This window comes from Bradyrhizobium sp. USDA 4353, assembly GCF_054063215.1.
In genome coordinates, this window is sequence record NZ_JBSSGB010000001.1 from 5,388,331 (window position 1) to 5,411,500 (window position 23,170).

Sequence of the window (23,170 nt, forward strand, 5' to 3'; positions counted from 1 at the left end):
GGCCAGGGGATCATGATCGGTATGCCCCCATGAATCCGCCGAGTCCGTTTCGCCCCGCCGAACCCTGCCTGCCACGCTATCGCCGCGGCTGGGTCGACGATGCCGTCGCCGCCATCGAGGCGGACCAGTGCCGGACGGCCGACACGCACCTCATCCGCCTCATCGTCCCGGCGCTCGCCGGCATCGATATCTATCTCAAGGACGAGTCGACGCATCCGACCGGCAGCCTGAAGCATCGCCTGGCGCGCTCGCTGTTTCTCTATGCCCTCTGCAACGGCCATATCTGCGAGGGGACGCCGGTGGTCGAGGCTTCCTCGGGCTCGACCGCGGTGTCGGAGGCTTATTTCGCGCAGATGATCGGCGTGCCGTTCTATGCGGTCATGCCGCGCACGACCTCGGCGGAGAAGATCGCGGCGATCACGCATTACGGCGGCAATTGCCATTTGATCGACGATGGCCGCTTCCTGTACGCGGAGGCGGCGGCGCTCGCCGCGCGGCTCGGCGGCCACTACATGGACCAGTTCACCTTCGCCGAGCGCGCCACCGACTGGCGCGGCAACAACAACATCGCCGAATCGATCTTCAATCAGCTCAACGGCGAGCGCTGCCCGTTGCCGGAATGGATCGTGATGGGGGCCGGCACCGGCGGCACGTCGGCGACGATGGGACGCTATCTGCGCTACCGCCGCTATCCGACGCGGCTCTGCGTCGCCGATGTCGAGCACTCCGCGTTCTTCGATGCGTTCTGTAGCGGGGACTGCGCAAAGACCTGCGAGAAGCCGTCGTTGATCGAGGGCGTCGGCCGCCCGCGCTGCGAGCCGTCCTTCGTGCCGGGCGTGGTCGACCGGATGATGAAGGTGCCGGATGCTGCCTCCATCGCGGCGATGAACGTGCTGACGCGCAAGCTGCGCCGGCCGGTCGGCGGCTCGACCGGCACGAACTTCCTGGCGCTGTGCCGGCTCGCGGCGGAGATGCGGCAGCAGGGACAGACCGGCTCGCTGGTCACGCTGATCTGCGATTCCGGCGAGCGCTACCGCCAGACCTATTACGAGCCGCAATGGCTGGCCGCGCGCGGGCTCGATCCCGCGCCGACCGAGGCGGCGCTGTCGGCCTTCCTCGACACCGGCGCGCCGCTCGCGCTCGACATTCCCGACGCCGGCAATCCTCTCCATCCCTGATCTGGATCAACGATCGCCCGGCCGAACTGGGCTTTTGTCCCAGCCGAGACAGACCTTTAACCGCGCGCTGGAACGCTGGCGCCGGGCCGCAGGGCAGGGGAAGGACGGATCAGGTGATGAACTACGACAGCTATTTCGACCGCGCCCTCGACCAGCTGCACAGGGAAAGCCGCTACCGCGTCTTCGCCGATCTCGAACGTCTCGCCGGCCGTTTTCCGCGCGCCATCTGGCATTCGCCGGAGGGACCGAAGGATGTCGTGATCTGGTGCTCCAACGACTATCTCGGCATGGGCCAGCACCCGAAGGTGATCGGCGCCATGGTCGACGTCGCCGCGCGCATGGGCACCGGCGCCGGCGGCACCCGCAACATCGCCGGCACCAATCATCCGCTGATCGAGCTGGAGCGCGAGCTCGCCGATCTGCACGGAAAGCAGGCGGCGCTGGTGTTCACCTCCGGCTACGTCTCCAACGAGACGGGCATCTCGACGATCGCAAAGCTGCTGCCGAACTGCCTCTTGCTGTCGGATGCGCTGAACCACAATTCGATGATCGAAGGCGTCCGCAAGTCGGGCGCTGAACGGCAGATCTGGCGGCACAACGATCTCGCCCATCTGGAGGAGCTGCTGCGCGCCGCCGATGCGGATCGGCCGAAGCTGATCGTCTGCGAGAGCCTGTATTCGATGGACGGCGACGTCGCGCCGCTGCATCGGATCTGCGATCTCGCCGAGCGCTACGGGGCGTTGACTTATGTCGATGAGGTCCATGCCGTCGGCATGTACGGCCCGCGCGGCGGCGGCATCGCCGAGCGCGACGGCGCGATGGCCCGGATCGACATCCTCGAGGGCACGCTCGCCAAGGCCTATGGCTGCCTCGGCGGCTACATCGCCGCCAATGCCAATCTGATCGACGCCGTCCGCTCCTATGCGCCCGGCTTCATCTTCACGACCGCGCTGCCGCCTCCGGTCTGCGCGGCCGCGACCGCCGCGATCCGGCATCTGAAGACCTCGCAATGGGAGCGCAACCGTCACCAGGACCGGGCTGCCCGGCTCAAGGCGGTGCTGAACGCCTCCGGCCTGCCGGTGATGCCGTCCGACACCCACATCGTCCCGGTACATGTCGGCGATCCCGAGAAGTGCAAGACGGCGTCGGACCTGCTGCTGGCCGAGCACGGCATCTACATCCAGCCGATCAACTACCCGACCGTGCCGCGCGGCCTGGAGCGGCTGCGCATCACCCCGTCGCCCTACCACGATGACGGCCTGATCGATGCGCTCGCCGAGGCGCTGGTCGACGTCTGGGACCGGCTGGGCCTCTCCCGCGCACAGCAGGCGCTGGCGGCCGAGTAGGCCGGCTGCTCGCTGTCCGCCTGAGCTGTCAGGTCACCCTGTCAGTTTGATCTGCCGCAATGCTGCCTGCGCCCGCGCGGGCGTAGTCTGCTGCGATCAGGGGAGCATGCCGGTCCGGCAGAGCCCGGCCCGGCGCAAAGAGGCAGCCATGGCAAAGATCATCGAAGCGCTGCTGCAGGAGCACCAGAACCTCGAGAAGCTTCTTTCGGTGCTCGAGCACGAGCTGGAGCTGTTCGATCACAATCGGCGGCCGGACTACGACATCCTTCAGAGCATCATCGCCTATTTCGAGGACTATCCGCAGCGCTGCCATCATCCCAAGGAGGAGATGATCTTCGGCAAGCTGCGGGCGCGCGATCCGGCGGCGGCCGCGACCTATGGCGATGTCGACGACGAGCACGAGACCGAGGCGCAGCGGCTGCGCGGCTTCGCCGATGCCGTCAACGCCGTCCTGTCCGACCAGGAGATCCTGCGCGAGAGCTTCCACGCCGCCGTGCATCAGTTCATCGACAGCCAGCGCGAGCACCTGCGCAAGGAGGAGACGTTGCTGTTTCCGGCCGCGCTGCGCGCCTTGCAGCCGGAGGATTGGGCCGACATCGACGCGCGCATGACCGACCGCAAGGACCCGCTGTTCGACGGCGACGTCGCGGAGAAATTCCACAATCTCGAGCGGACCATCCTGCGCTGGGAGCAGGAAGCGGAGCAGGCCCGCGCCGCGGCGGGCTGAGGGACACTGAGCTGAGGGACACTTGGCCTCACGGACGCTTTGTCCCAATTGCGCAGGATATCCAGAGCGCTATAGTTCCCGATCGTTGGGGGCAGGCACTCTTTCACGGAGTTGGCTATGACCGCGTTGACTACAGGGATTGAGCCGGTCCGGACTTCGTTGGCCCGCGTCGAGGCTGATCCGCCCGATCCGGCGCAGACGCCGATGTCGCAGCAGAGCGCCTTCGGCTGCCACGGCTACGACATCCATCCTCAAGAGTTCGTCCGTCTGTCGGGCTGCCAGGAGCGTGCGCTGCGCCGCGAGAAGAAGCGCGCCTTGATCCTGAGCTGAGCGCTGTCCTTTCCTCGGTCTTAAGCGTCGACCAGCCGGTGAGGGGCCGGGTAACCCTGATTTTGCGCGGTGCCCGCTGGACGTGCAGTTTCGGCTGTCGCGTCGCTTCGCTCACCACGCATTAATCCATCATTAACCAGGCCGCGCGACCCTGTTCGCATGCTCCCCCAGGAGTGCGACGGAACCGGACGGCCGGAGCCGGCAGTCGCGACAAGAGGCCGGCGGCGTAACGCCCGCCGGCCTTTTTGCGTGAGCTGCTCAGCGCAGGATGCTCTCACGTCGCTCGTCTAAAGCGCGATGAGATCAAAATGAATCGTCATCGCGCTTTAGGTTATTGTTTGCGCATGATCTTTTCGGAAAACCGCTGCGCACTTTTCCGGATCATGCTTTTAGTTGCGGCGCGCCAGCGAGCGCAGGAAGCCCTGGTATTCCTCGTTCAGCTCCATGTCGACCGCCGGCGCGAGCTTCAGTAGCGTGTTGGCAATGAACGCCTGGTCGTTGCGCGGCTCCTCCAGCACCTCGCGCAGCACCGGGACGTTGTCCTCGATATGATGCAGGAAGGCGACGCCCTTGTCGGCGGTCTCGGTCCAGCGTGCGCGCGTCCATTTGGCCAGCGGGTACATGATCTCGTGGACGAAGTTCGATTTGCGCGCCTTCTCGAAGAAGCGCAGGCCAGCGCTCCAATATTCCTTGGCCCGCAGCGGCGGAGGCGGCAGGTCGCCCGCCAGCATCTTCTTGCCGGCCTGGCCGACGAAATCATCCAGCGTGGTCGGCGCGTCGATCGTGGTGCGGAAGTGCCACAGCGCAAATGAGCCGGGAAAATCCGGGCCGATCTGATCGAGCAGGGCGGTCTCGACCTTGTCGACCGCGGCCTTGTCGCCCTTCAGCGCCGCCGTCATCGCGAACGCAAACAGCGCGTCATTGCCGACCTCGTGCACGCCGCCATTCTTGAGCTGCGCCGGCGATAAAGCCGGTGTCTTGCCGTCCGCGGGCACCGTGGCCTCGCCCGCGCGCTGCGCCTTGATGAAAGCGGTGATCTCGAGCCAGCCCATCAGATGGGCGATGAAGGCATCGGGATCGACATGGACGATGGCGAGGTTGAGCGGCTCCTTGCGTGTCCTCAACTCCGTCATGTCGGTCATGTCACACTCCGTCGCCGCTGCTCGCCGGCGCGGTGGCCGCTCTGTCGTGTTTGCGACAGAGGCGGCGCGGTCAACGAGCTCTCGATGGTGAGGCAGCAAGAAGGGTGCCATCGTCCTGCTGCGCTCGGCAGACGAGGCGTCGTCGGAACAAGTCTTGCTCCGGCCGTCGCTTGCGATCATCGCAGACAAACGACGGAGAGGGCCCGCGCATGTTCACCCGCGTCTGCAAGGCGGACACGATCGACGAAGGCGGCATGCGCCTGGTCATCGCCGACGCCCAGCTCATCATTCTCGCCTGGCCCGACAATGGCGAGCTGAAGGCGTTCCAGGGCGTCTGCCCGCACACGGCGGCGCCGATGGAGGAGGCCGGCTTCGACGGCCGGGTGCTGCGCTGCCCCGTGCACAATTGGACGTGGGATGCGCTGACGGGCGAGCCGCTGCACCCGCCGGAGAGCGCGCTGGCCGAATATCCGGTCAAGGTCGAGGACGGCGTGGTCTATATCGACACCGACGGGATCTCGCCATTGTTTGCGGCGCGTTGAGCATGGCGTGACCGGGCCGGTAAAGACGTTCACGGGCGGCTTGCCCGGGCGGGCAAACGCCTCTATACGTTCGCCGCGCGCGGCACGGAATCACCTTTTGGCGGTTCAGCCGACCTCGCAAATTGCAGCCACAAGCTGTTGTTTTGCAGACGGTTTTTCCTTGAGCGCGCAAACGGCGATGGCGCCGGAGCCCAGTGTCTCCGCGACATCGTACGTCGTGCTCCCTTCGTCTATCGGTTAGGACGCCACCCTTTCACGGTGGAGAGAGCGGTTCGATTCCGCTAGGGAGCGCCATTCGCGGCGTCGTTTCTCACCCATCCGAATACCATGCTCGCCATCGACGTTTGTCGTCGACGGTCTGTTCTCCCGTGCATCGGCGCCGCTGTTCGAACAGGTCAACCGTCCATTAGGGTCCTTGCCGTACTGCAGCGGGCGAGCAGGAGCAGGATGATGGCCGCACCCAAGAAGCGGGAAGCCCGCAAGTCGATGAGGCAGCCGGCGTGGATCACGCTGGAGGGCGGATTCGCCGTGCGCCATTGTCTCGTGCAGGACATCTCCAGCGCGGGCGCCAAGCTGACCCTGGAGGATGCGGCGGCGCTGCCGGCCACAATCCGGCTCGCCTTCGCCCGGGATGCGCGCACCGGCCGGCTGTGCCAGGTGGTGTGGCGCCGCGGCGCCTCCGTCGGCGTCAAGTTCATCGGCAAGTAGCGCAATCGGCCGTCGCGTCCGCGCCGCCGACGCGCTATCAAGCCGGCATGTGCAGGTCCTTCAGTCTTGGCATCCTTGCCATCCTTGGCATCATCGCGTGGCTCGCGGTCGCGCTGCCCGCATCCGCGGGTTCGTCGGGGGCGTCGCTGCTGACCTCGAACGCTGCTGGTGGCAGCAAGCCGCCAACCCGCCCCACCGTCGTCAATCGAAATCCCTGCGCATCCTATGGCGCCAATTTCGTGCGGGTCGAAGGCACGGACACCTGCGTGAAGGTCGGCGGCGCGCTGCGCCTCGAGACGGGCACCTCCCTCGGCCGCTGACGGCTCAGGACAGCGGCGGCGCGATGTGGCGGGTGAACGCCGCGCGCTGCGCGATGCGGTCGTACCAGCGCCTCAGGCTCGGCAGCTCCGGCTTGGTGACGCCTTCGACTCCGAACCAGCGGCGCGCATAGGCGCCGAGCGCGATGTCGGCGAGCGTGAACGTCTCGGCTTCGACATGGCTGCGTGTGGCGAGGTGGGCATCGAGGATGCGCCACATCGCCGCGGCCTCGTCGGCGGCTTTTTGCAGCGCGATCATGTCGCGCTGCTCGGGCGGGGTGCGCACTAGGCCCCAGAACAGCGGGCGCTCGGTCGGCTGCACTGTCGAGAGCGTCCAGTCGAGCCAGCGCTCGATCGCGGCGCGGTGACGCGGTTGCGCCGGATAAAGCCGGGTGTCGCCGCCATAGGCGAGGCAGAGATAGCGCATGATCGCGTTGCTCTCCCACAGCACGAAATCGCCGTCGACCAGCGTCGGAATGCGGCCGTTCGGATTCATCGCAAGATAGTCCGCCTCATTGTTGCGGCCGAACTGCATGCCCGCATCGATGCGCTCGTAGTCGAGATCGAGCTCGGCCAGACACCACAGCACCTTCTGCACGTTGACCGAATTGGGCCGGCCCCAGACTGTCAGTTGCGTTGCAGTAGGCACATTTGGCTCCTGTGTTGATTGCTTCTGCTGCTCGCTGTAATAGCGCATCCCCACGCAAAAAGCCCCGCTCTTCAGCGGGGCTTTTCGGTTGAACGCGTCGCGCGATCAGTCGTGCTCTCGATCGTTCCCGGCGCTCAGCGGCCGAAGAACAGCCACAGCAGAATGATCACCGGGATCGGCACGCCCAACAACCACAGCAAGATTCCTCGACCCATCTCGGCCTCCTCATGTCCTCTCCGTCAATCGGGGCGACAACGCGAGGGGGGCTTCGATGTTCCGGACTTGTGTGGACGATTGCGACGCCTACCAATGTCCGGTGTTCGGCATCGACAGCCACGGCTCGGCCGGCGCCTTCGGCTCGCCCTTCTGCAATAGCTCGATCGAGTGCAGGTCGGGCGAGCGGACGAACGCCATGTTGCCGTCGCGCGGCGGCCGGTTGATGGTAACGCCGAGCTTCATCAGGCGATCGCAGGTGGCGTAGATGTCGTCGACCTCATAGGCGAGGTGGCCGAAGAAGCGATCCTCGCCGTATTTTTCCTCGTCCCAATTGTAGGTCAGCTCGACCAGCGGTGCGCCGCGCGTCGGAGGCAGGCTCTTCAGCAGGTGTTCATCTTCGGGTGCGCAGAGAAACACCAGGGTGAAGCGGCCCTTGTCGTTGTCGATCCGGCGCACCTCCTTGAGGCCGAGCGCATCGGAATAGAACTTCAGCGCGACGTCGAGATTGCGCACGCGCAGCATGGTGTGGAGATAACGCATCTGTCCTGGTCTCCCTGAGCTTCAAGCGGATGTTCAACGGCCGCCTGCGGATGCCGATCCATAGCAGCTATCGGCGCGCTTGCGCAGCACACCTCGGCTCGCGAAAAGGCCGGCTCGCGCGGAATTGTGGAGCGCGCAAGAGGGCGTCGGTGGTCGCTGCGACGATGCGGCTGTCGGCCCTGATGCCCCGGCGAATCGCTGTTTTCAGCCGTGATTCGCCGCGCGAACCAACCGGGGCGATGCGGGCGGATACGGGTTTTTCAGCGTATTTTGCCGGTGATGTGCGACCAAAATCACGCAGGAGCGTCGAAAATGCCTGGAAATATAGGGGAAAATGAATCGCATGCTCCATTCGATCGGCATCGCAGCTTGACTTCTCCGCGCTCCGTTGGAATTTTGGCGCCGCTGTGGGTGCTTCGGGGCCCCTTGAAATGCAGGAGAATCCCGAAAATCGCGGGGTGCTACACCACCAGACGGCTGAAGTCCCGGCTGTGCAATGCAGCCAGAAAACCCCGACCAGTCTGCGCAGCAATGCGCTGATAGCCGCGCAGTCGTCACGTCATTCATCCGTACCAATCACATCGGTACCAATCACAAGGAGATACGATGGCTACCCAACTGTCCAAGTCGCAACTGATCGAGAAGATTGCGACCTCCACCGAGTTGTCCAAGCGTGACGTCAAGAACGTCATGGAGACGCTCACGGACGTCGGCCACAAGGAGCTGAAGAAGAACGGCGTGTTCCTGGTGCCGGGCTTCGCCAAGTTCGTCGTCGTCAAGAAGCCGGCCGTCAAGGCGCGCAAGGGCACCAATCCCTTCACCGGCGAAGAGATGATGTTCAAGGCCAAGCCGGCCCGCAAGATCGTGCGCGCGCGCCCGGTCAAGGCCGCCAAGGACGCTGTCGCCTGATCAGACTTTTTTAGTCGTGATCGCGATCAGAGGCCCCCTGCAAAGGGGGCCTTTTTCGTTGCTGCATGTTTTCGTTGCTGCATGCTGGTGGGTTGCTGTCCCTGCATGCCGCTGCGGCCATCAGACCGCGGAAACGACAGCAGCGCCAGCGCGACGGAATATCTTCGTCGCGTGGCGCCACCCTCGAACACTGGGCCCTGAAATCCCCAGTGCTGATGTGTCTTGGCTCTCCGGGAAAAGGTTCAAGGCCCGATGCGAGAACCCCGCGGGAAGCCGCCGGGATGCGTAGCAGGTCGGGCAGGGGCGGAGACGCAACCAAGCCGCAGCAGCGAAGCTGAGGACAATGACGGTCATATTGCGCAGCAAGCCTTTGATCGGTCGGCTCGATGCTCTCGGGGCCCGCCTGTGGATATGCTGCGGATCGGCTGTGGACGACCGCCGAAAGACCAGCCTTCACATGCGGTCGATATGCACCTGAGCCCCGTCGTGCACGTCCGGTCCAGCGACGGACGGCTCCCCCTGGTGGCGCGAGGCAATCAGGACGAAGCCGCCATAGCCGATGATGTTGAACAGAAGTTCCAGCCAGGATGCCATGACCGATCCATGTTGAACGCAATTGAACGCCCAAGACGGCCAAGGGGTTCCGGAGCGAGGATCGAGCGTCGGCCTGCAACCAATCCGCCGGCGTCTGCGTTGTTTGGACGCATCGGAATTGGAGGATTGATCATGAGAAAGACATTGGCTGTTCTGGCCACCGCAGGCGCCGTTGCCGCCACCGCGCTGGCCGCACCTGCGCCGGCTCAGGCGCGCGGCATCGGACCGGGCCTGGCGTTCGGTCTCGCTGCTGGCGCGCTGACGGCCGGCGCGATCGCCGCGTCGCATCCCTACTACTATGGTCCGGGCTACGGCTATTATGACGATGGTCCGCGCTACGTGTACGGCCCGGGCTCGTATGCCTATTACGGCGGACCGTACTATCATCGCCACCATTACTGGCGCCACCACTGGTAAGGGCGCGCCAGGCGAGAAGAGTCCCCTAGAAGAAGAGCCCGGATGGCCCACGCCTCCGGGCTTTCTTCATCGTGCGGAATGTCGCTCTATTCGGCAGCCTCGCCGCGCTGTGCCTTTCGCCAGGCTTCCCGTGCGAACTCCTCGCGCTCGCGCGCGAACCTGTCCTGGGTCGACTTGAATCGTGCAATCCTGGCTGTGATCTCGGCACGCTCCTGAGTGCGCCGATCGTCCTGCGTCTGGTTCTGTCCCACGGATCCTCTCTGCTCCGGTCGATGTCCGGCGAGTCCAGCCATGAGACGCGTGACAAACTTCCTGGCGAATCGCTGACGGGATGTGGATGCCCGATTGCGGCGTGATTGCGGAGGGACGCGCTCCGCCGCATATGATGCACGGGGATTGCCGGCTTCTGATCTGTCGGGCGGTAGCGACGCCGTCTGTGGACTCGTCTCGCTTGCAGCCATCCGCATGGTTCCGACTGATGCAGGATGGACTCGAGTGCCGCCGGCGGCGGGTCATGACATGCTATGAGGGAGAAGGCGCACATGCTGCGCCGTGTGATGTGCCGGAGCCGCCGCTGATGATTGCATCCGATCTGCAAGACGGCGTGAACCGCCTGGGCGACATGATTGCCGCGGCACGCGTGATCGTGCCGTTCACCGGGGCCGGCATCTCGACGGAAGCCGGCATTCCCGACTTCCGCTCCCCGGGCGGGCTATGGACGCGCAACAGGCCGATCCATTTCGAAGACTTCGTCGCCAGTCAGGACGCGCGCGACGAAGCCTGGCGCCGGCGCTTCGCGATGCAGGACACGTTCGCGGCGGCGCGGCCCGGCCGCGGTCACCGCGCGCTTGCCGCGCTTTACCGCGCGGGGAAAAATTCCCGCCGTCATCACCCAGAACATCGACAACCTGCACCAGGACTCCGGCTTCGCAGGCGACCACGTCATCGAGCTGCACGGCAACACCACCTATGCGCGCTGCATCGGATGCGGGCAGCGCTATGAGCTGGATTGGGTGCAGCAGCGATTCATCGCCGACGGCGCCGCGCCGGATTGTCCTGAATGTGCAGAGCCGGTGAAGACGGCGACGGTCTCGTTCGGTCAGGCGATGCCTGAGGACGAGATGCAGCGCGCGACCGAGCTTGCGCAGCATTGCGACCTGTTTCTCGCCATCGGCTCATCGCTGGTTGTATGGCCGGCGGCCGGCTTTCCATTGATGGCAAAGCAGGCGGGTGCACGACTCGTGATCATCAACCGGGAACCGACCGATCAGGACGACGTTGCCGACCTCGTCATCCGCCATGACATCGGCGAAGTGCTCGGTCCGTTCGTCCGTAATTGAACGGAAATTGATGCATTTTTGTCGGCAAGTCTGTTCATATGCCTCACTGAATCCGATTTTTGTCTATGCGCGGCACGAGGGAATGTTATCTTTGATTCGAGAGATTCGCGTGAATCGTCTTGGGTATAAGTGATGAGCACGCGCAGACGCCGTTGCAGGGGTGGCGGCTCACAATTCATCTGTGAGGTCCGGGGTTATGGGGTCGGACGGATTTGAGTCCAAGAAGCTTGGAGTACCGGTTGCTGGTGGTGCTACACCAAACCGGCTCGGAGCTGACTATCAGAGCGGTATAGCACGCGATCAGGCGATCGATGCGTTGGCTGGTCTCGGCGAGAACCTCGTCGAAATCAGTGGCGTGATCAAATGGTTCGACGCCTCGAAGGGATACGGCTTCATCGTTCCCGACAATGGCTGGCCGGATGTGCTGCTGCACGTCACGGTGCTCAGGCGAGACGGCTATCAGACGGCCTATGAAGGCGCCCGTCTGGTCGTCGAATGCGTCCAGCGTGCCAAGGGTTATCAGGCCTTCCGCATCGTTTCGATGGACGAGTCGACGGCGATCCATCCGGCCCAGATGCTGCCGCCGCGCACACACGTGACGGTGACGCCGACCAGCGGGCTGGAGCGGGCCCAGGTCAAGTGGTTCAACCGCCTGCGCGGCTTCGGCTTCGTCACCTGCGGCGAGGGCACGCCGGACATCTTCGTCCACATGGAGACGCTGCGTCGCTTCGGCATGACCGAGCTGCGCCCGGGCCAGTGGGTCCTTGTCCGCTATGGGCCGGGCTCCAAGGGCATGATGGCGGCCGAGATCCATCCCGAGGCGGGATCGCCGGCGCTATCCTCGCACTGAGGATTGAGGATCGCATCGTCGTCGCAGAGCCCCGGGATCCGGGGCTTTGTCGTTCCTGGGATTGGTCTTTTCAGGCCGTGGCCCATCGGACGCGCCTGTGGCTTGCTGCGGGCGCCGCGACCGTGTAGTGACGTGGTCATTCCACGACAGTGGTCCTTCGAGGACATCGGGGTATAGCGCAGCCTGGTAGCGCGGCAGTTTTGGGTACTGCAGGTCGTTGGTTCGAATCCAGCTGCCCCGACCATCTAAGCATCTGAGAAATCTCCGTTTTCCTAGCACCTGTTCTGACGGGGTTCTGCCCTCGCGGGGCCGTCGTAGCCGGCGCGGTATCAGGACTGGAGATCATTGCGGGGCACCGGCCGCGGCCGTCGGTCCAAGGGAGGACGGCGCGTCCTCATCGACCCGGAAGAAGTCGTCGAGCTGGGGTTTGAGGCTCTCGAGGACGTAGTGCGACCCTTCGGGCGTGAGGTGGAGCGTGTCCCATACGATCGGCGTCTCGGCGTTGGCGGTCAGCGGGCAGATCCGGTTGGGGCACGCGGCCTGCAGCACCGAGATGAACCTGACATTCTCATAGCCGCGCGATAGCTGCCTCAGATGGGCGTCGACCGCGAAGCTCTCGTCCAGCGCAAGGAATGACTTGTCGGGCGGGAAGTGAGTCAGCTCTCGGCTGACCAGGCTGCTCGCCAGCGGCACGGGAAACTCGATCGACGGACCGAACACGAGAACGGGCAGCCCAGCATCCCGCGCGGCCGACAAGGTCGCGTCGAGATAGGCATCCAGGGCCGGGGCGGGACGATCGGATCGTTCGCTCCCGCTGGCTTCCGACGGGGCCAGTTGCCGATGAAGGTAGGCGCGCCAATGCGCCGAGATGATGATCGCTGAAAGCCTGCCGCCGCGGATGAGCTCGCCGATCCGTGCGGTCATCTCGTTGCAATTGTTCGAGCCGTCCTGGTGCAGTCCAATGAGCGGCGCGCAGCCTGCGGAGTTCAACTGAAGCAGTTGATACGGACTTGCGGCGAAATAGTCCTGGAGGGCGGGGACGTAGTGAGCGGCGGTGCTGTCACCGACGATGAGCACGTTCTTCCTGTCGCCGGCGAATGCCAGGCATTCCGAGCTCCGATAGACCGACATCGATTCTTGTCGATCGAGGAAGCAGACGTGCTGGCGGTAGTAGGGGACGAGCGACGCCGCGTCGTATCTCAGCATTCGCTGCTGCGCCTGCGGATAGCGATCGGGGTAGCCGTTGCCGAGGATGCCGGCCGAAGCGATCGCGATCATGAGCGACGAGGCCACCGCGATCAGGCTGGTGACGCGCATCTGCTTCCACATGACCGTCGCGCGCGCGGGCGCTTCGACCAGGCGATAGGTCGCATAAGCGAGGGTGATCGAGCACAGCAAGAACACGCCGCTCGATGCAGGCCCTGTCGCCCAGTCGCGGGGCAGCGCTGCTGTCCCGAGCACGAACACCGGCCAGTGCCAGAGGTAGAGCGAGTAGGAGATCTTGCCGAAGAACAGACCGGCGGCCTCCGCCGGCAAAGGCGGCCGCCAGCCCTCGCGGTTGAACGCGAAGATGAAGAGCGCGGCGCCCACGCATGGGACGAGGGCATGGAGACCCGGGAAGCGAGTCTCCGGGCTGAACAGCGCGACCGGCAGCAGCATCGCCGCCAGCCCGGCCAGCGCCAGGGCATAGCGGGTCCGGACGTCCGACGGTGACCAGCGGTCGGCCAGATAGACGAGGCCGCCGATGAGAAACTCCCAGGCGCGCAGCGGCGACAAATAAAACGCGGCCTGCGCCTGCTGCTTGATCATGAGCTCGTCGAGGACGCACAGAGCCACGGCGCCGCTGCCCACCAGCAGCAACGACCAGCGCGAGGACGGATCGCGAAAGCACTTGCTCCACAGCCACGTCACCAGCGGGAAGACGAAATAGAACTGCTCTTCGACCGATAGCGACCAGGTGTGGAGGAGGACCTTGCTCACTCCCGGCAGGTCGAAATAGCCGGATTGCGTCCAGAAGTAGATGTTCGAGCTGAACAGCAGCGTGGCGACCGCGCTCTCGAAGAAGGCCCTGTAATCGTGGGGTGGCGCGAGGTACCACGCGCAGATCCCGGTCGCGAGCAGAACCACGTAGAGAGCGGGCAAGAGTCGTCGGGCGCGACGCTCGTAGAAGCGCGCGAACGAGAACGCGTCGATGCGGATGTCGGTCCAGATCAGTCGCGAGATCAGGAAGCCTGAGATCACGAAGAAGATGTCGACGCCGACGAAGCCACCTGAAAAGCCGGGGATGTCGTAGTGGAAGCCGATGACCGAGAAGACTGCGATGGCTCTGAGATAGTCGACGTCGGCGCGGAATGACAAACGCATCTGACTCTGCCGCACCTTCCATACCAGGACACCGAACGCTGCGGCGACACAAGTTGAAATGAATGGCAATATTTGGAAACGCGCGCGATCACGCCGAGCACGGCTTGAGGATTCGACGAAAGGCCGCAGGCGCGCCGCGATGCTGCCGGCGTCCCACCTTTGATGTGGCGCGTTCAGGACGAGAGCATGACGATTTTCAGAATCGCGACGAGCGATTCGAGGGGCTCAAGGCTGGTTCGCGATCAGCCGCTGCTGGGACGCGCGATCGCTCGGTCGCGAGCATGTGCGGCGCGCTCGGCCGGTATCGGGAACGGCGAAGCTGCCGTGGCTCAATGAGCATGATCGCGTCGACAAACAAGCCTGGACCGGAGCCCCGGCCGGCGATGTTCGGGCTGGCTCGACCGACAAAAAAGTTCGGATGCTCCCGCAGCGGCAAGACCCGGGAGCATCCGAAGTGGTGCGGGTGAATCCGGGGAAGGAACATCCGCCAGCCCTCACCTCATCGCAATCGAGATTTCGCGTCTTTGCGCTAAATCAAATCAGTCGGCTGGAGCGCGCGGCGCATGGTCCTGAGCATGGTGACAGCCACGCTCAGCGCTTGCGGTTATGCGCCGGTCACGAGGCGCGCAGGACGCTGATCAAAACAGCACCGGCCGCGATCGGCGGCCGGTGCGAAACGAGGGACGTGATTGCAGTTGGACGCCTGCGTCCGTGATGCTTTAGCCCGCGGTGCCCGTCATCACCCGCGGCGGCGCCATCTTGAAGTGCTGCTTGGCATAGGCGACGATCTGCCGATCGGTCGGATGATCGGCGGCCTCGACGGCCACGATGCGCTTGCCGACGGCGGGATGTTTCTCGTGCAGGTACTTGGCGAGCTCGGTCTTGGCGCTGGCCGGGCCGATGATCAGGATCTCGCCGGCGTCGTTGAGCGCATGCGCGATCTCCTCGAGGAAATGCTTGTCGGGCGCCGCATGGCCGCTGCCGATCGAGTTGGCCTTGTGATGCAGATGCTTGGTCTGCAACTGCGGATGCAGCGTCAGCTCGTCGGCGCCGGTCAGGCCGATGTGAAACAGCTTGGCCTCGCTGTGATCGAGCCACACGACGGCATGGAAATGGGTCGGCATGATCTGGTCCTCGTCAGCAAATGATCAGCAAGCAGCCATCGTGGCTGGCGCGCTCGCGGAGGAGCGCGCGCCGCAGCAAGCGGCTTCTCTTGTGCTTGGGACCTTAGCGAGCCCCGATGGGGGCCCCTTGATGCAGGTCAACGGACGAGCCGCCGGAGAGGGCGCCTCGTCCAGGCCCGCTCATTTCGGAGCAGGCGGCTTGGGCAACGGCTTGTCCTGCCGTTTCGACCAGGAGATGTAGTAGGCCACCGTGGTCATGATCGCGATGCCGGCGGCGCTGACCAGGATCTGGGCGAGCAGCGAGCCCGAGCTCAGCATCAGCGTGAAGTGACCGATGAACGACAGGAAGACGCCGACGCAGAACACCGCCAGCGATTGCTGGCCGCAGACCACCAGCGGATCGAAGCCTTTCCACTCCAGGCCTTTCCACTCCTTCGGGACAAAGCGGATGACCATGATCACGATCACCACGAAATGCAGGAAGCGATAGGGGGCGAGATTGGTCTTGTCGTTCGGGTTGAACGCCGAATAAAGCCAGTGCGGAAACATCGCGCCGAGATCGGGGAAGCGGCCGGCCATGGTCATGACCAAGCCGAGCAGCAGATAGGCCAGACAGAAATAGAGCGTGGCCGGGGCCATGATGATGCCCATCGAGCGGCGGGCGCCGCCGAGCGCGCACCATGAGCCGAACACGAACAGCACCTGCCAGCAATACGGATTGAAGTACCAGGTGCCGGCCGGATAGGCGGCGAAATTCCAGCCCATCTGCCGCGCCAGGAGCCAGAGCACGATCGAGGCGATCATGGTGAGATCGGGTTGACGCAGCATCAGCCACAGCACTGGCGGGAAGAACCCCATCAGCACGATGTAGAGCGGCAGCACGTCGAGATTGACCGGCTTGAACTTCAGGATGAGGCCCTGCGCCAGGGTGTCGCTGGCGTGGTCGACGAGGCCAGCCACGTTGAACTCGTCGATGATCTCGGAAACGCCGAAGCGCGTCGCCAGATAGCTGATGGCCACGATGTAAATGACGAACAGCACGATGTGGGCGACGTAGAGCTGCCACACCCGCTTGAACAGCCGGGTGGCGCCGACGATGAAGCCGCGGTCGATCATCATGCGGGCATAGACGAACGAGGCGGTATAGCCGGAGATGAAGACGAACAGGTCGGCGGCGTCGCTGAAGCCGTAGTTTCGCGTGGTGATCCAGTTCACCACATTGTCGGGAATGTGGTCGAGGAAGATCGCCCAGTTGGCGATCCCGCGAAACAGGTCGAGCCGCAGGTCGCGCCCTCTCTCGGGCAGCGTGGCATTGATTTTCATGGCCGCTTCAACGCACTGTCTTGAATGGAAAACGATCGGGGCAGGAGGCGCGGTGGCAGTCGAGCGAGATTGTCACGAGACGGCAGAATGACTATACGGAGCACGATAGACGGTCACGTCCTGGATGGGAATCACCGTTCCATGCTGAATGTTGCGTGTACCCCATCCCAGCCGTTTCCGCCAAACGCATGCCGACCGCCGCTCGAGGGGCTCTGCCAGCCATGACCGCACGTATTTTCAAGCCCGCCAAGAACGCGATGCAATCGGGCAAGGCCAAGACCCGGGACTGGCAGCTGGATTACGAGCCGGAGCAGCCGCGCGCGGTCGAGCCGCTGATGGGCTGGACGTCGTCGTCGGACATGAAGCAGCAGGTCACCCTGCGCTTCGACACCAAGGACGAGGCGATCGCCTATTGCGAGCGCAAGGGCATTCCATACCAGGTGATCGAGCCGAAGGAGCCGGTGAAGCGCCAGGTCGCCTATGCCGACAATTTCTCGTTCCGCCGCGGCGAGCCCTGGACGCACTGATCAGGTTGCACTGACCCAGCCCGCGCGGTGGGTTTCGTAAACCGCAGGGGCGCCCGCGACGCCTAGCTTGGCGCGCCGTCCCCGGGGATCGGCAGGGGTGCGTCCTTCGACTGGCCGAGCGACGGCAAGCTTCTGATCGTGCGAACGCCGGGCAGCGCCGCAAATTGTCGCAGTTGCCGGCTCATGCCCTCGACGCCGGTCGAGACGCATTTCAGCAGGAAGTCGGCGTCTCCGGAGAGACGCCAGCATTGCTGGACCCAGGGCAGCGGCATGATCGCCGCCTCGAAGGCCGCCAGCGCAGCCTGGTTCTGGCTGTCGAGCTGGATCGTGACGAACGAGACCACCTCGTAGCCGAGCGCCCGTTCGTCGATCGTGGCGCGGATCGCCTTGATCACGCCGGTGCTGCGCAGGGCGCGCACCCGGCGCAGGCAGTTCGGATGCGAGATGCCGACCCGGTCCGCCAGCTCGTTGATGCGCATGCGACCGTCCGCCTGCAGCTCCGCGAGGATCCTGCGGTCGATCGCGTCGAGGTCGGGGCGCTCTGCCATCGCCGCTAGGCCTGTTCTCCCGTTGTGCCGTCGCCGCCGGCTTGGGCCGCAGCGGTGCGCGGCATGACCCCGGACAGGACGAGCTTCTCATGCGCGGCGATGATCGCATCCTTGGTCAGCCGGCCGCCGGGACGATACCAGCTGCACAGCCCCGTCAGCAGCGCAATGATCGCGAAGGTTGCGACCTGAACGTCGTCCACGTCGAACACGCCTTCTTTGACGCCGTCCGTGAGGATATCGGCCAGTCTGCGCTCATAGGCGCCGCGCAGCGCCACCACGGCCTCATAGTTGCGCGGCTCGAGGCTGCGCAGCTCTGAGTTGGCGATGAAGACCTCGCGCTTCCGCGTCATGTGATAGCTGACATGGAAGGCGACGAACGCCCGGAGACGTTCGACCGCACCCTGCTTGTCCCCGAGCGCCTGCTCGAGCTCGCCCAGGAGATCCCTGATGTGGTCCTGGATCAGCACTGCCAGCAGCTCCTGCTTGGTGCTGATGTGATTATAGAGAGAGCCGGGCTGGAGGCCGACCTCGGCGGCGAGCTGGCGCAGGCTCATGGCCTCGTAGCCGTGCTCGAAGATCAGCCGCAGGCCGGCCTTGCGGATCGCCTCCATCGTCGTCGGACCATGTGACCCGATCGTGCGCGCCATCTCATCCTCGCGAGACCCAAAATACGTATCGTCTCAAAGAGCTGCTGCCCGGACCAAACCATACAACAATCCTCTTGAGAACTCGATATAAAAACGTATGATCGTTTAATTCGAGAACGACGGACGGCCTGAAACGGTCGCGAGAGGTCCGGGGAGGACAGCATGCCGGCAGTGGTGATAAACCCTTGGTTGCGGCCGATCTTCCGGTCGCGCGCAATCTGACGCGTGCTCCCCGCGGCTTTCCCTCCAAGCTGAGACACGAAGACGGCGATCATGACGCTTCATTCCACGATCGATCCCTCGTCAGCGGATTTTGCGCGCAATGCCGAGGCCATGCGCGCGCTCGTTGCGGACCTCCGCGGCAAGCTGGCACAGGTCGCCGAAGGCGGCGGCGAGGCCTCGCGCAAACGCCACCTCGCGCGCGGCAAGATGCTGGCGCGCCAGCGCGTCGACCTGCTGCTCGATCCCGGCACCGCCTTCCTGGAGTTGTCGCCGCTTGCGGCGCACGGGCTCTATGGCGGCGACGTGCACTCGGCCAGCATCGTGACCGGCATCGGCCGCATCGCCGGCCGCGAATGCGTCGTCGTCGCCAATGACGCCACCATCAAGGGCGGCACCTATTATCCGATGACGGTGAAGAAGCACCTGCGCGCGCAGGACATCGCGCGGCAGAACAATCTGCCCTGCGTCTACATGGTCGATTCCGGCGGCGCCTTCCTGCCGCTGCAGGACGAGATCTTTCCGGACGAGCGGCATTTCGGACGCATCTTCTTCAACCAGGCGCAGATGTCGGCCGCGGGCATTCCGCAGCTCGCGATCGTGATGGGCTCATGCACGGCCGGCGGCGCCTATGTGCCGGCGATGTCCGACGAGAGCATCATCGTGCGCAACCAGGGCACGATCTTCCTCGGTGGCCCGCCGCTGGTGAAGGCCGCGACCGGCGAGGTTGTCAGTGCCGAGGAGCTCGGCGGCGCCGATGTGCATTCGCGGCAGTCAGGTGTGACCGATCACTACGCGCAGAATGATGCGCATGCGATCGGCATCGCGCGGCGCATCGTCGGCACGTTGAAGCCGCCGGGCGCGCGCACCGTGCTCAACATGCGCGAGGTCCGCGAGCCGCGCTATCAGGCGGAGGAGATCTACGGCGTGGTGCCGGCCGACGGCCGCAAGCCGTTCGACGTGCGCGACATCATTGCCCGCGTGGTCGACGGCTCCGAGTTCGACGAGTTCAAGAAGCTCTACGGCCAGACGCTGGTGTGCGGCTTCGCTCACATCTTCGGCTATCCCGTCGGCATCATCGCCAACAACGGCATCCTGTTCAGCGAGAGCTCGCTGAAGGGCGCTCACTTCATCGAGCTGTGCTGCCAGCGCAACATCCCGCTGGTGTTCCTGCAGAACATCACCGGCTTCATGGTCGGCAAGAAATACGAGGCCGGCGGCATCGCGCGCGACGGCGCCAAGCTGGTGACCGCGGTCGCGACCGCCTCGGTGCCGAAATTCACCGTCGTGATCGGCGGCTCCTACGGCGCTGGCAATTACGGCATGTGCGGCCGGGCGTACTCGCCGCGTTTCCTCTGGATGTGGCCGAACGCGCGCATCTCGGTGATGGGCGGCGAGCAGGCGGCGATGGTGCTGAGCCAGGTCCGCCGCGACGGCATCGAGGCCAAGGGCGAGAGCTGGCCGGCGGAAGAGGAAGAGACATTCCGGGCGCCCATCCGCGCGCAATACGAGGCGCAGGGCAATCCGTACTACGCGACCGCGCGGCTGTGGGACGACGGCGTGATCGATCCCGCCGACACCCGGCTCGTGCTCGGGCTCGGATTATCAGCTGCCGCCAATGCTCCGGTCGAGCCGACCAAGTTCGGCCTGTTCAGGATGTGATCATGGCTCGTCCCGGATTGTATCGCCGTTTCCGCAAGCTCCTGATCGCCAACCGCGGCGAGATCGCCGTGCGCGTCATCCGCACCGCGCGCGCGATGGGATTGAAGACCGTCGCGGTCTACTCCGAAGCCGACCGCAATGCGCTGCATGTCGCGCTTGCAGACGAGGCCGTGCTGCTGGGCCCCGCACGTGCTCGCGACTCCTACCTGAACATCGAGCGGCTGATCGAGGCTGCCAAGCAGACCGGAGCCGAGGCGGTTCATCCCGGCTACGGCTTCCTGTCGGAGAGCGCCGAGTTCGCGCAGGCCTGTCTCGACGCCGGCCTCGTATTCGTCGGCCCCACGGCGGCGATGATCACCGCGATGGGCTCGAAGTCCGGCTCGAAATTCCTGATGGAGCAGGCCGGCGTGCCGCTGGTGCCCGGCTATCATGGCGAGGCGCAGGACGAGGCCACGCTTGCCAATGAAGCCGCGCGGATCGGCTTCCCCGTGCTGATCAAGGCCTCCGCCGGCGGCGGCGGCCGCGGCATGCGCGTGGTGAATGCGGCCGGCGATCTCGCCGATGCCGTCACCAGCGCCAAACGTGAGGCCAAGGCGGCGTTCGGCGACGACCGTGTGCTGATCGAGAAGTTCGTCCAGAACCCGCGCCACATCGAGGTGCAGATTATCGGCGACAGTCACGGCAATCTGGTGTCGCTGTACGAGCGCGAATGCACCTTGCAGCGCCGGCACCAGAAGGTGATCGAGGAGGCGCCGTCGCCGACGTTGTCGCCTGAGCAGCGCGACACGGTCTGTGCCGCGGCCCGCCGCGCGGCGGGCGCCGTAAACTATGTCGGGGCGGGCACCATCGAGTTCGTCTCCGACGGCCGCGACGTGTTCTTCATCGAGATGAACACGCGCCTCCAGGTCGAGCATCCTGTCACTGAGCTGATCACCGGCGTCGATCTCGTCGAATGGCAGCTGCGTGTCGCCTTCGGCGAGGCGCTGCCGCTGACGCAGGACCAGATCAAGCTCAATGGCCACGCCATCGAGGCGCGCGTTTATGCGGAGAATCCGGCGAAGAACTTCATGCCCTCGGTCGGCGCCATCAAGACTTGGCGGACGCCGGCGGAGACCGGTGGCCTGCGCATCGATGCCGGCTATCGCGAGGGCGATGCCGTCTCGCCGTACTACGACGCGATGCTGGCGAAGATGATCGCCTGGGCGCCGACGCGCGAGGTTGCGATCGAGCGGCTCAACCGCGGGCTGGAGGACACCGACGTCCGCGGCATCGTCAGCAACATCCCGTTCCTGTCGGCGCTGCTGACGCATCCTGACGTCCAGGCGAATGCGATCGACACCGGCTTCATCGAGCGTCACCTGTCGCAACTGACCCAAGACGGCGCGGCCGCAGGAGATGTCGAGCTGTGCGCCGCTGTCGCGGCCATTCTGGTCGACGAGCAGAAGGCCGCGGCCAGCGAGCCAGCATCGCCATGGCGCTGCTCCGGCTGGATGCCGGTGGGTCTGCGGCAGCGCGTATTCTCGTTCCGCCATGCCGGCGGCGATCCGCGGACGGTGACGCTGGCCTATGGCCCGGGCGTGCAGACATTGTCGATCGATGGAAGGCAGACTTCGTTCTCGGCTATCCCCACATATGATGGCGGCTTCGACCTTGTGCGCGACGGCATCAAGTCCCATGTGGTGGCCGTCATCGAGGGGCACGAGCTCTATCTGCGCACCCGCAACGGCCGCTTCGATCTGCACTGGATCGATCCGTTCGGCGGCGACGACGAGGAGCAGGGCGGCGAGGACAAGATCGTCGCGCCGCTGCCGGGCACCGTGGTAGCGTTGCTGGCGCAGGAAGGCGCAGTTCTGGAGAAGGGCGCCGCGATCCTGACGCTCGAAGTGATGAAGATGGAGCAGACCCTGCGCGCGCCGTTCGCGGGCGTGCTCAAGGCCATCAGGTGCAAGGTCGGCGACATCGTGCAGGAAGGCGTCGAATTGGCGGAAATCGAACCCTCCGCCTGATCCTCCAACTGAATGAGGTCAGCATGAGCGAGAGCGTGCGCATCATCGAAATGGGCCCGCGCGACGGCCTGCAGAACGAAAAGACATCGGTCAGCGTCGCCGACCGCATCGCCTTCGTCCGTGCGCTGGTCGCGGCCGGGCTGACCACGGTCGAGGTCGGCGCCTTCGTCTCGCCCAAGGCGATCCCGCAGATGGTGGGCTCGGACGAGGTCATGCGCAGCGTCGCCGCGCTGCCCGGCGAGTTCCACGTGCTCGTGCCCAACGTGAAGGGATACGAGGCGGCGCATGCGGCGGGCGCCAAGGTGATCTCGGTGTTCACCGCGGCGTCCGAAAGCTTCTCGCGCGCCAACATCAATTGCTCCATCGAGGAATCGCTCGAGCGCTTCAAGCCTGTCGTGGCGCATGCCAAGACCGACGGCATCAAGGTGCGTGGCTATGTGTCGTGCGTGCTCGGCTGTCCCTATGAGGGCGAGATCAAGCCGCAGGCCGTCGCCGACGTCGCCAAGGCGCTGTGGGATCTCGGCTGCTACGAGGTTTCGCTCGGCGACACCATCGGTGTCGGCACGCCGCTCAAGGCCAAGCAGATGCTGCGCGCCGTCTGCGACGACGTGCCGGTCACGCATCTGGCGATGCATTTCCACGACACCTACGGCCAGGCGCTGGCCAATCTCTATGCCGGGATGGAAGAGGGCGTGCGCGTGATCGATGCCGCCGCGGGCGGCCTCGGTGGTTGCCCGTTCGCGCCGGGCGCGACGGGCAATGTCGCGACCGAGGATGTCGTCTATATGCTCGAGGGCATGGGCATCCGGACCGGCGTCGACATGGCCAAGCTGCTGGCGGCGACCAACGAGATGAGCCGCCTGCTCGGCCGTCCGCCGGTCAGCCGCGTGGCGTCGGCGCTGAATGCGAAAGCGAGGCGGGCGAGTAACGATCAGGGGTAAGCCC

Annotated in this window: 23 protein-coding genes, 2 tRNA genes and 1 pseudogene; 17 read left to right on the top strand and 9 right to left on the bottom strand. The window is 64.9% G+C overall.

From position 1 onward, the window contains the following. Positions 1-29: 29 nt before the first annotated feature. The 4 genes from ACVILH_RS24280 (at position 30) to ACVILH_RS24295 (ending at position 3,581) form a co-directional block, all read left to right on the top strand. Positions 30-1,178, top strand: coding sequence for a PLP-dependent cysteine synthase family protein (locus ACVILH_RS24280; protein ID WP_456717062.1), 1,149 nt, complete (start codon positions 30-32; stop codon positions 1,176-1,178). Positions 1,179-1,294: 116 nt separating this feature from the next. Further along, on the top strand, positions 1,295-2,524 hold the full coding sequence (gene hemA / locus ACVILH_RS24285; RefSeq protein ID WP_456715140.1) for a 5-aminolevulinate synthase: 1,230 nt from the start codon (positions 1,295-1,297) through the stop codon (positions 2,522-2,524). Positions 2,525-2,672: 148 nt separating this feature from the next. Beyond that, positions 2,673-3,251 (top strand): hemerythrin domain-containing protein, encoded by a 579-nt coding sequence (locus ACVILH_RS24290; protein ID WP_456715141.1) that lies wholly within the window; start codon positions 2,673-2,675, stop codon positions 3,249-3,251. A gap of 117 nt (positions 3,252-3,368) precedes the next feature. After that, on the top strand, positions 3,369-3,581 hold the full coding sequence (locus ACVILH_RS24295) for a hypothetical protein (protein WP_456715142.1): 213 nt from the start codon (positions 3,369-3,371) through the stop codon (positions 3,579-3,581). Between the two features lie 389 nt (positions 3,582-3,970). On the opposite strand, the gene ACVILH_RS24300 is transcribed toward ACVILH_RS24295, so the two are convergent. Beyond that, positions 3,971-4,723, bottom strand: a complete 753-nt coding sequence (locus tag ACVILH_RS24300; RefSeq protein WP_456715143.1) for a hypothetical protein — start codon at positions 4,721-4,723, stop codon at positions 3,971-3,973. A gap of 209 nt (positions 4,724-4,932) precedes the next feature. On the opposite strand from ACVILH_RS24300, the gene ACVILH_RS24305 reads away from it, so the two are divergent. From ACVILH_RS24305 to ACVILH_RS24320, 4 genes are all read left to right on the top strand, one after another. After that, entirely contained in the window at positions 4,933-5,265 is a 333-nt protein-coding gene (locus ACVILH_RS24305; RefSeq protein WP_456715144.1) for a Rieske 2Fe-2S domain-containing protein, read from the top strand. Between the two features lie 219 nt (positions 5,266-5,484). Beyond that, positions 5,485-5,559 (top strand) — tRNA-Glu (locus tag ACVILH_RS24310). 156 nt (positions 5,560-5,715) lie between these two features. Beyond that, positions 5,716-5,973, top strand: coding sequence for a PilZ domain-containing protein (locus ACVILH_RS24315; RefSeq protein WP_035648441.1), 258 nt, complete (start codon positions 5,716-5,718; stop codon positions 5,971-5,973). Between the two features lie 47 nt (positions 5,974-6,020). Continuing rightward, positions 6,021-6,293 carry a porin gene (locus ACVILH_RS24320; protein WP_456715145.1) on the top strand — a complete coding sequence of 91 codons (273 nt, stop codon included), beginning with the start codon at positions 6,021-6,023 and terminating at the stop codon, positions 6,291-6,293. Between the two features lie 4 nt (positions 6,294-6,297). Here the strand turns inward: ACVILH_RS24320 and ACVILH_RS24325 are convergent, their stop codons facing one another. Together ACVILH_RS24325 and ACVILH_RS24330 are read right to left on the bottom strand one after the other, a co-directional pair. Beyond that, positions 6,298-6,987: a glutathione S-transferase family protein gene (locus ACVILH_RS24325; RefSeq protein WP_456717063.1), complete on the bottom strand. Its 690-nt coding sequence runs from the start codon at positions 6,985-6,987 to the stop codon at positions 6,298-6,300. A gap of 255 nt (positions 6,988-7,242) precedes the next feature. Next, the gene (locus tag ACVILH_RS24330; RefSeq protein WP_009031298.1) at positions 7,243-7,695 is read right to left on the bottom strand and encodes a VOC family protein; all 453 of its coding nucleotides are present in this window, start codon (positions 7,693-7,695) and stop codon (positions 7,243-7,245) included. Positions 7,696-8,301: 606 nt separating this feature from the next. On the opposite strand from ACVILH_RS24330, the gene ACVILH_RS24335 reads away from it, so the two are divergent. Next, positions 8,302-8,604 (top strand): HU family DNA-binding protein, encoded by a 303-nt coding sequence (locus ACVILH_RS24335; RefSeq protein ID WP_172109121.1) that lies wholly within the window; start codon positions 8,302-8,304, stop codon positions 8,602-8,604. A gap of 453 nt (positions 8,605-9,057) precedes the next feature. On the opposite strand, the gene ACVILH_RS24340 is transcribed toward ACVILH_RS24335, so the two are convergent. Then, the gene (locus ACVILH_RS24340; protein ID WP_456715146.1) at positions 9,058-9,198 is read right to left on the bottom strand and encodes a hypothetical protein; all 141 of its coding nucleotides are present in this window, start codon (positions 9,196-9,198) and stop codon (positions 9,058-9,060) included. A 132-nt stretch (positions 9,199-9,330) separates the two neighbouring features. On the opposite strand from ACVILH_RS24340, the gene ACVILH_RS24345 reads away from it, so the two are divergent. From ACVILH_RS24345 to ACVILH_RS24360, 4 genes and pseudogenes are all read left to right on the top strand, one after another. Beyond that, positions 9,331-9,615 (top strand): hypothetical protein, encoded by a 285-nt coding sequence (locus ACVILH_RS24345; protein ID WP_456715147.1) that lies wholly within the window; start codon positions 9,331-9,333, stop codon positions 9,613-9,615. Positions 9,616-10,192: 577 nt separating this feature from the next. Continuing rightward, positions 10,193-10,955, top strand: a pseudogene (locus ACVILH_RS24350) (SIR2 family NAD-dependent protein deacylase). 196 nt (positions 10,956-11,151) lie between these two features. Beyond that, a complete protein-coding gene (locus ACVILH_RS24355) occupies positions 11,152-11,805 on the top strand; it encodes a cold-shock protein (protein ID WP_456715148.1) in 654 nt (217 codons plus the stop codon). A 167-nt stretch (positions 11,806-11,972) separates the two neighbouring features. Then, a tRNA-Pro gene (locus ACVILH_RS24360) sits at positions 11,973-12,049 on the top strand. A 98-nt stretch (positions 12,050-12,147) separates the two neighbouring features. Here the strand turns inward: ACVILH_RS24360 and ACVILH_RS24365 are convergent. The 3 genes from ACVILH_RS24365 to ACVILH_RS24375 form a co-directional block, all read right to left on the bottom strand. After that, positions 12,148-14,169 (bottom strand): acyltransferase family protein, encoded by a 2,022-nt coding sequence (locus ACVILH_RS24365; protein WP_456715149.1) that lies wholly within the window; start codon positions 14,167-14,169, stop codon positions 12,148-12,150. Positions 14,170-14,888: 719 nt separating this feature from the next. Next, entirely contained in the window at positions 14,889-15,293 is a 405-nt protein-coding gene (locus ACVILH_RS24370) for a translational machinery protein (protein WP_456715150.1), read from the bottom strand. Positions 15,294-15,473: 180 nt separating this feature from the next. Continuing rightward, positions 15,474-16,616 carry an OpgC domain-containing protein gene (locus ACVILH_RS24375; RefSeq protein ID WP_456715151.1) on the bottom strand — a complete coding sequence of 381 codons (1,143 nt, stop codon included), beginning with the start codon at positions 16,614-16,616 and terminating at the stop codon, positions 15,474-15,476. 221 nt (positions 16,617-16,837) lie between these two features. On the opposite strand from ACVILH_RS24375, the gene ACVILH_RS24380 reads away from it, so the two are divergent. Continuing rightward, the gene (locus ACVILH_RS24380) at positions 16,838-17,143 is read left to right on the top strand and encodes an ETC complex I subunit (protein WP_456715152.1); all 306 of its coding nucleotides are present in this window, start codon (positions 16,838-16,840) and stop codon (positions 17,141-17,143) included. A 62-nt stretch (positions 17,144-17,205) separates the two neighbouring features. Here the strand turns inward: ACVILH_RS24380 and ACVILH_RS24385 are convergent, their stop codons facing one another. Both ACVILH_RS24385 and ACVILH_RS24390 read right to left on the bottom strand, forming a co-directional pair. Next, on the bottom strand, positions 17,206-17,691 hold the full coding sequence (locus ACVILH_RS24385) for an Lrp/AsnC family transcriptional regulator (RefSeq protein ID WP_456715153.1): 486 nt from the start codon (positions 17,689-17,691) through the stop codon (positions 17,206-17,208). Between the two features lie 5 nt (positions 17,692-17,696). Continuing rightward, positions 17,697-18,338 carry a TetR/AcrR family transcriptional regulator gene (locus ACVILH_RS24390; RefSeq protein WP_456715154.1) on the bottom strand — a complete coding sequence of 214 codons (642 nt, stop codon included), beginning with the start codon at positions 18,336-18,338 and terminating at the stop codon, positions 17,697-17,699. A 273-nt stretch (positions 18,339-18,611) separates the two neighbouring features. Between ACVILH_RS24390 and ACVILH_RS24395 the strand changes: the two genes are divergently transcribed. Genes ACVILH_RS24395 through ACVILH_RS24405 form a run of 3 tightly spaced genes read left to right on the top strand, consistent with a single transcriptional unit; the run spans position 18,612 to position 23,166 of the window. Beyond that, on the top strand, positions 18,612-20,219 hold the full coding sequence (locus ACVILH_RS24395; protein ID WP_456715155.1) for a carboxyl transferase domain-containing protein: 1,608 nt from the start codon (positions 18,612-18,614) through the stop codon (positions 20,217-20,219). A 2-nt stretch (positions 20,220-20,221) separates the two neighbouring features. Further along, positions 20,222-22,225, top strand: a complete 2,004-nt coding sequence (locus ACVILH_RS24400; RefSeq protein WP_456715156.1) for an acetyl/propionyl/methylcrotonyl-CoA carboxylase subunit alpha — start codon at positions 20,222-20,224, stop codon at positions 22,223-22,225. Positions 22,226-22,248: 23 nt separating this feature from the next. Then, a complete protein-coding gene (locus ACVILH_RS24405; protein WP_456715157.1) occupies positions 22,249-23,166 on the top strand; it encodes a hydroxymethylglutaryl-CoA lyase in 918 nt (305 codons plus the stop codon). The last annotated feature ends 4 nt before the right edge of the window (positions 23,167-23,170 follow it).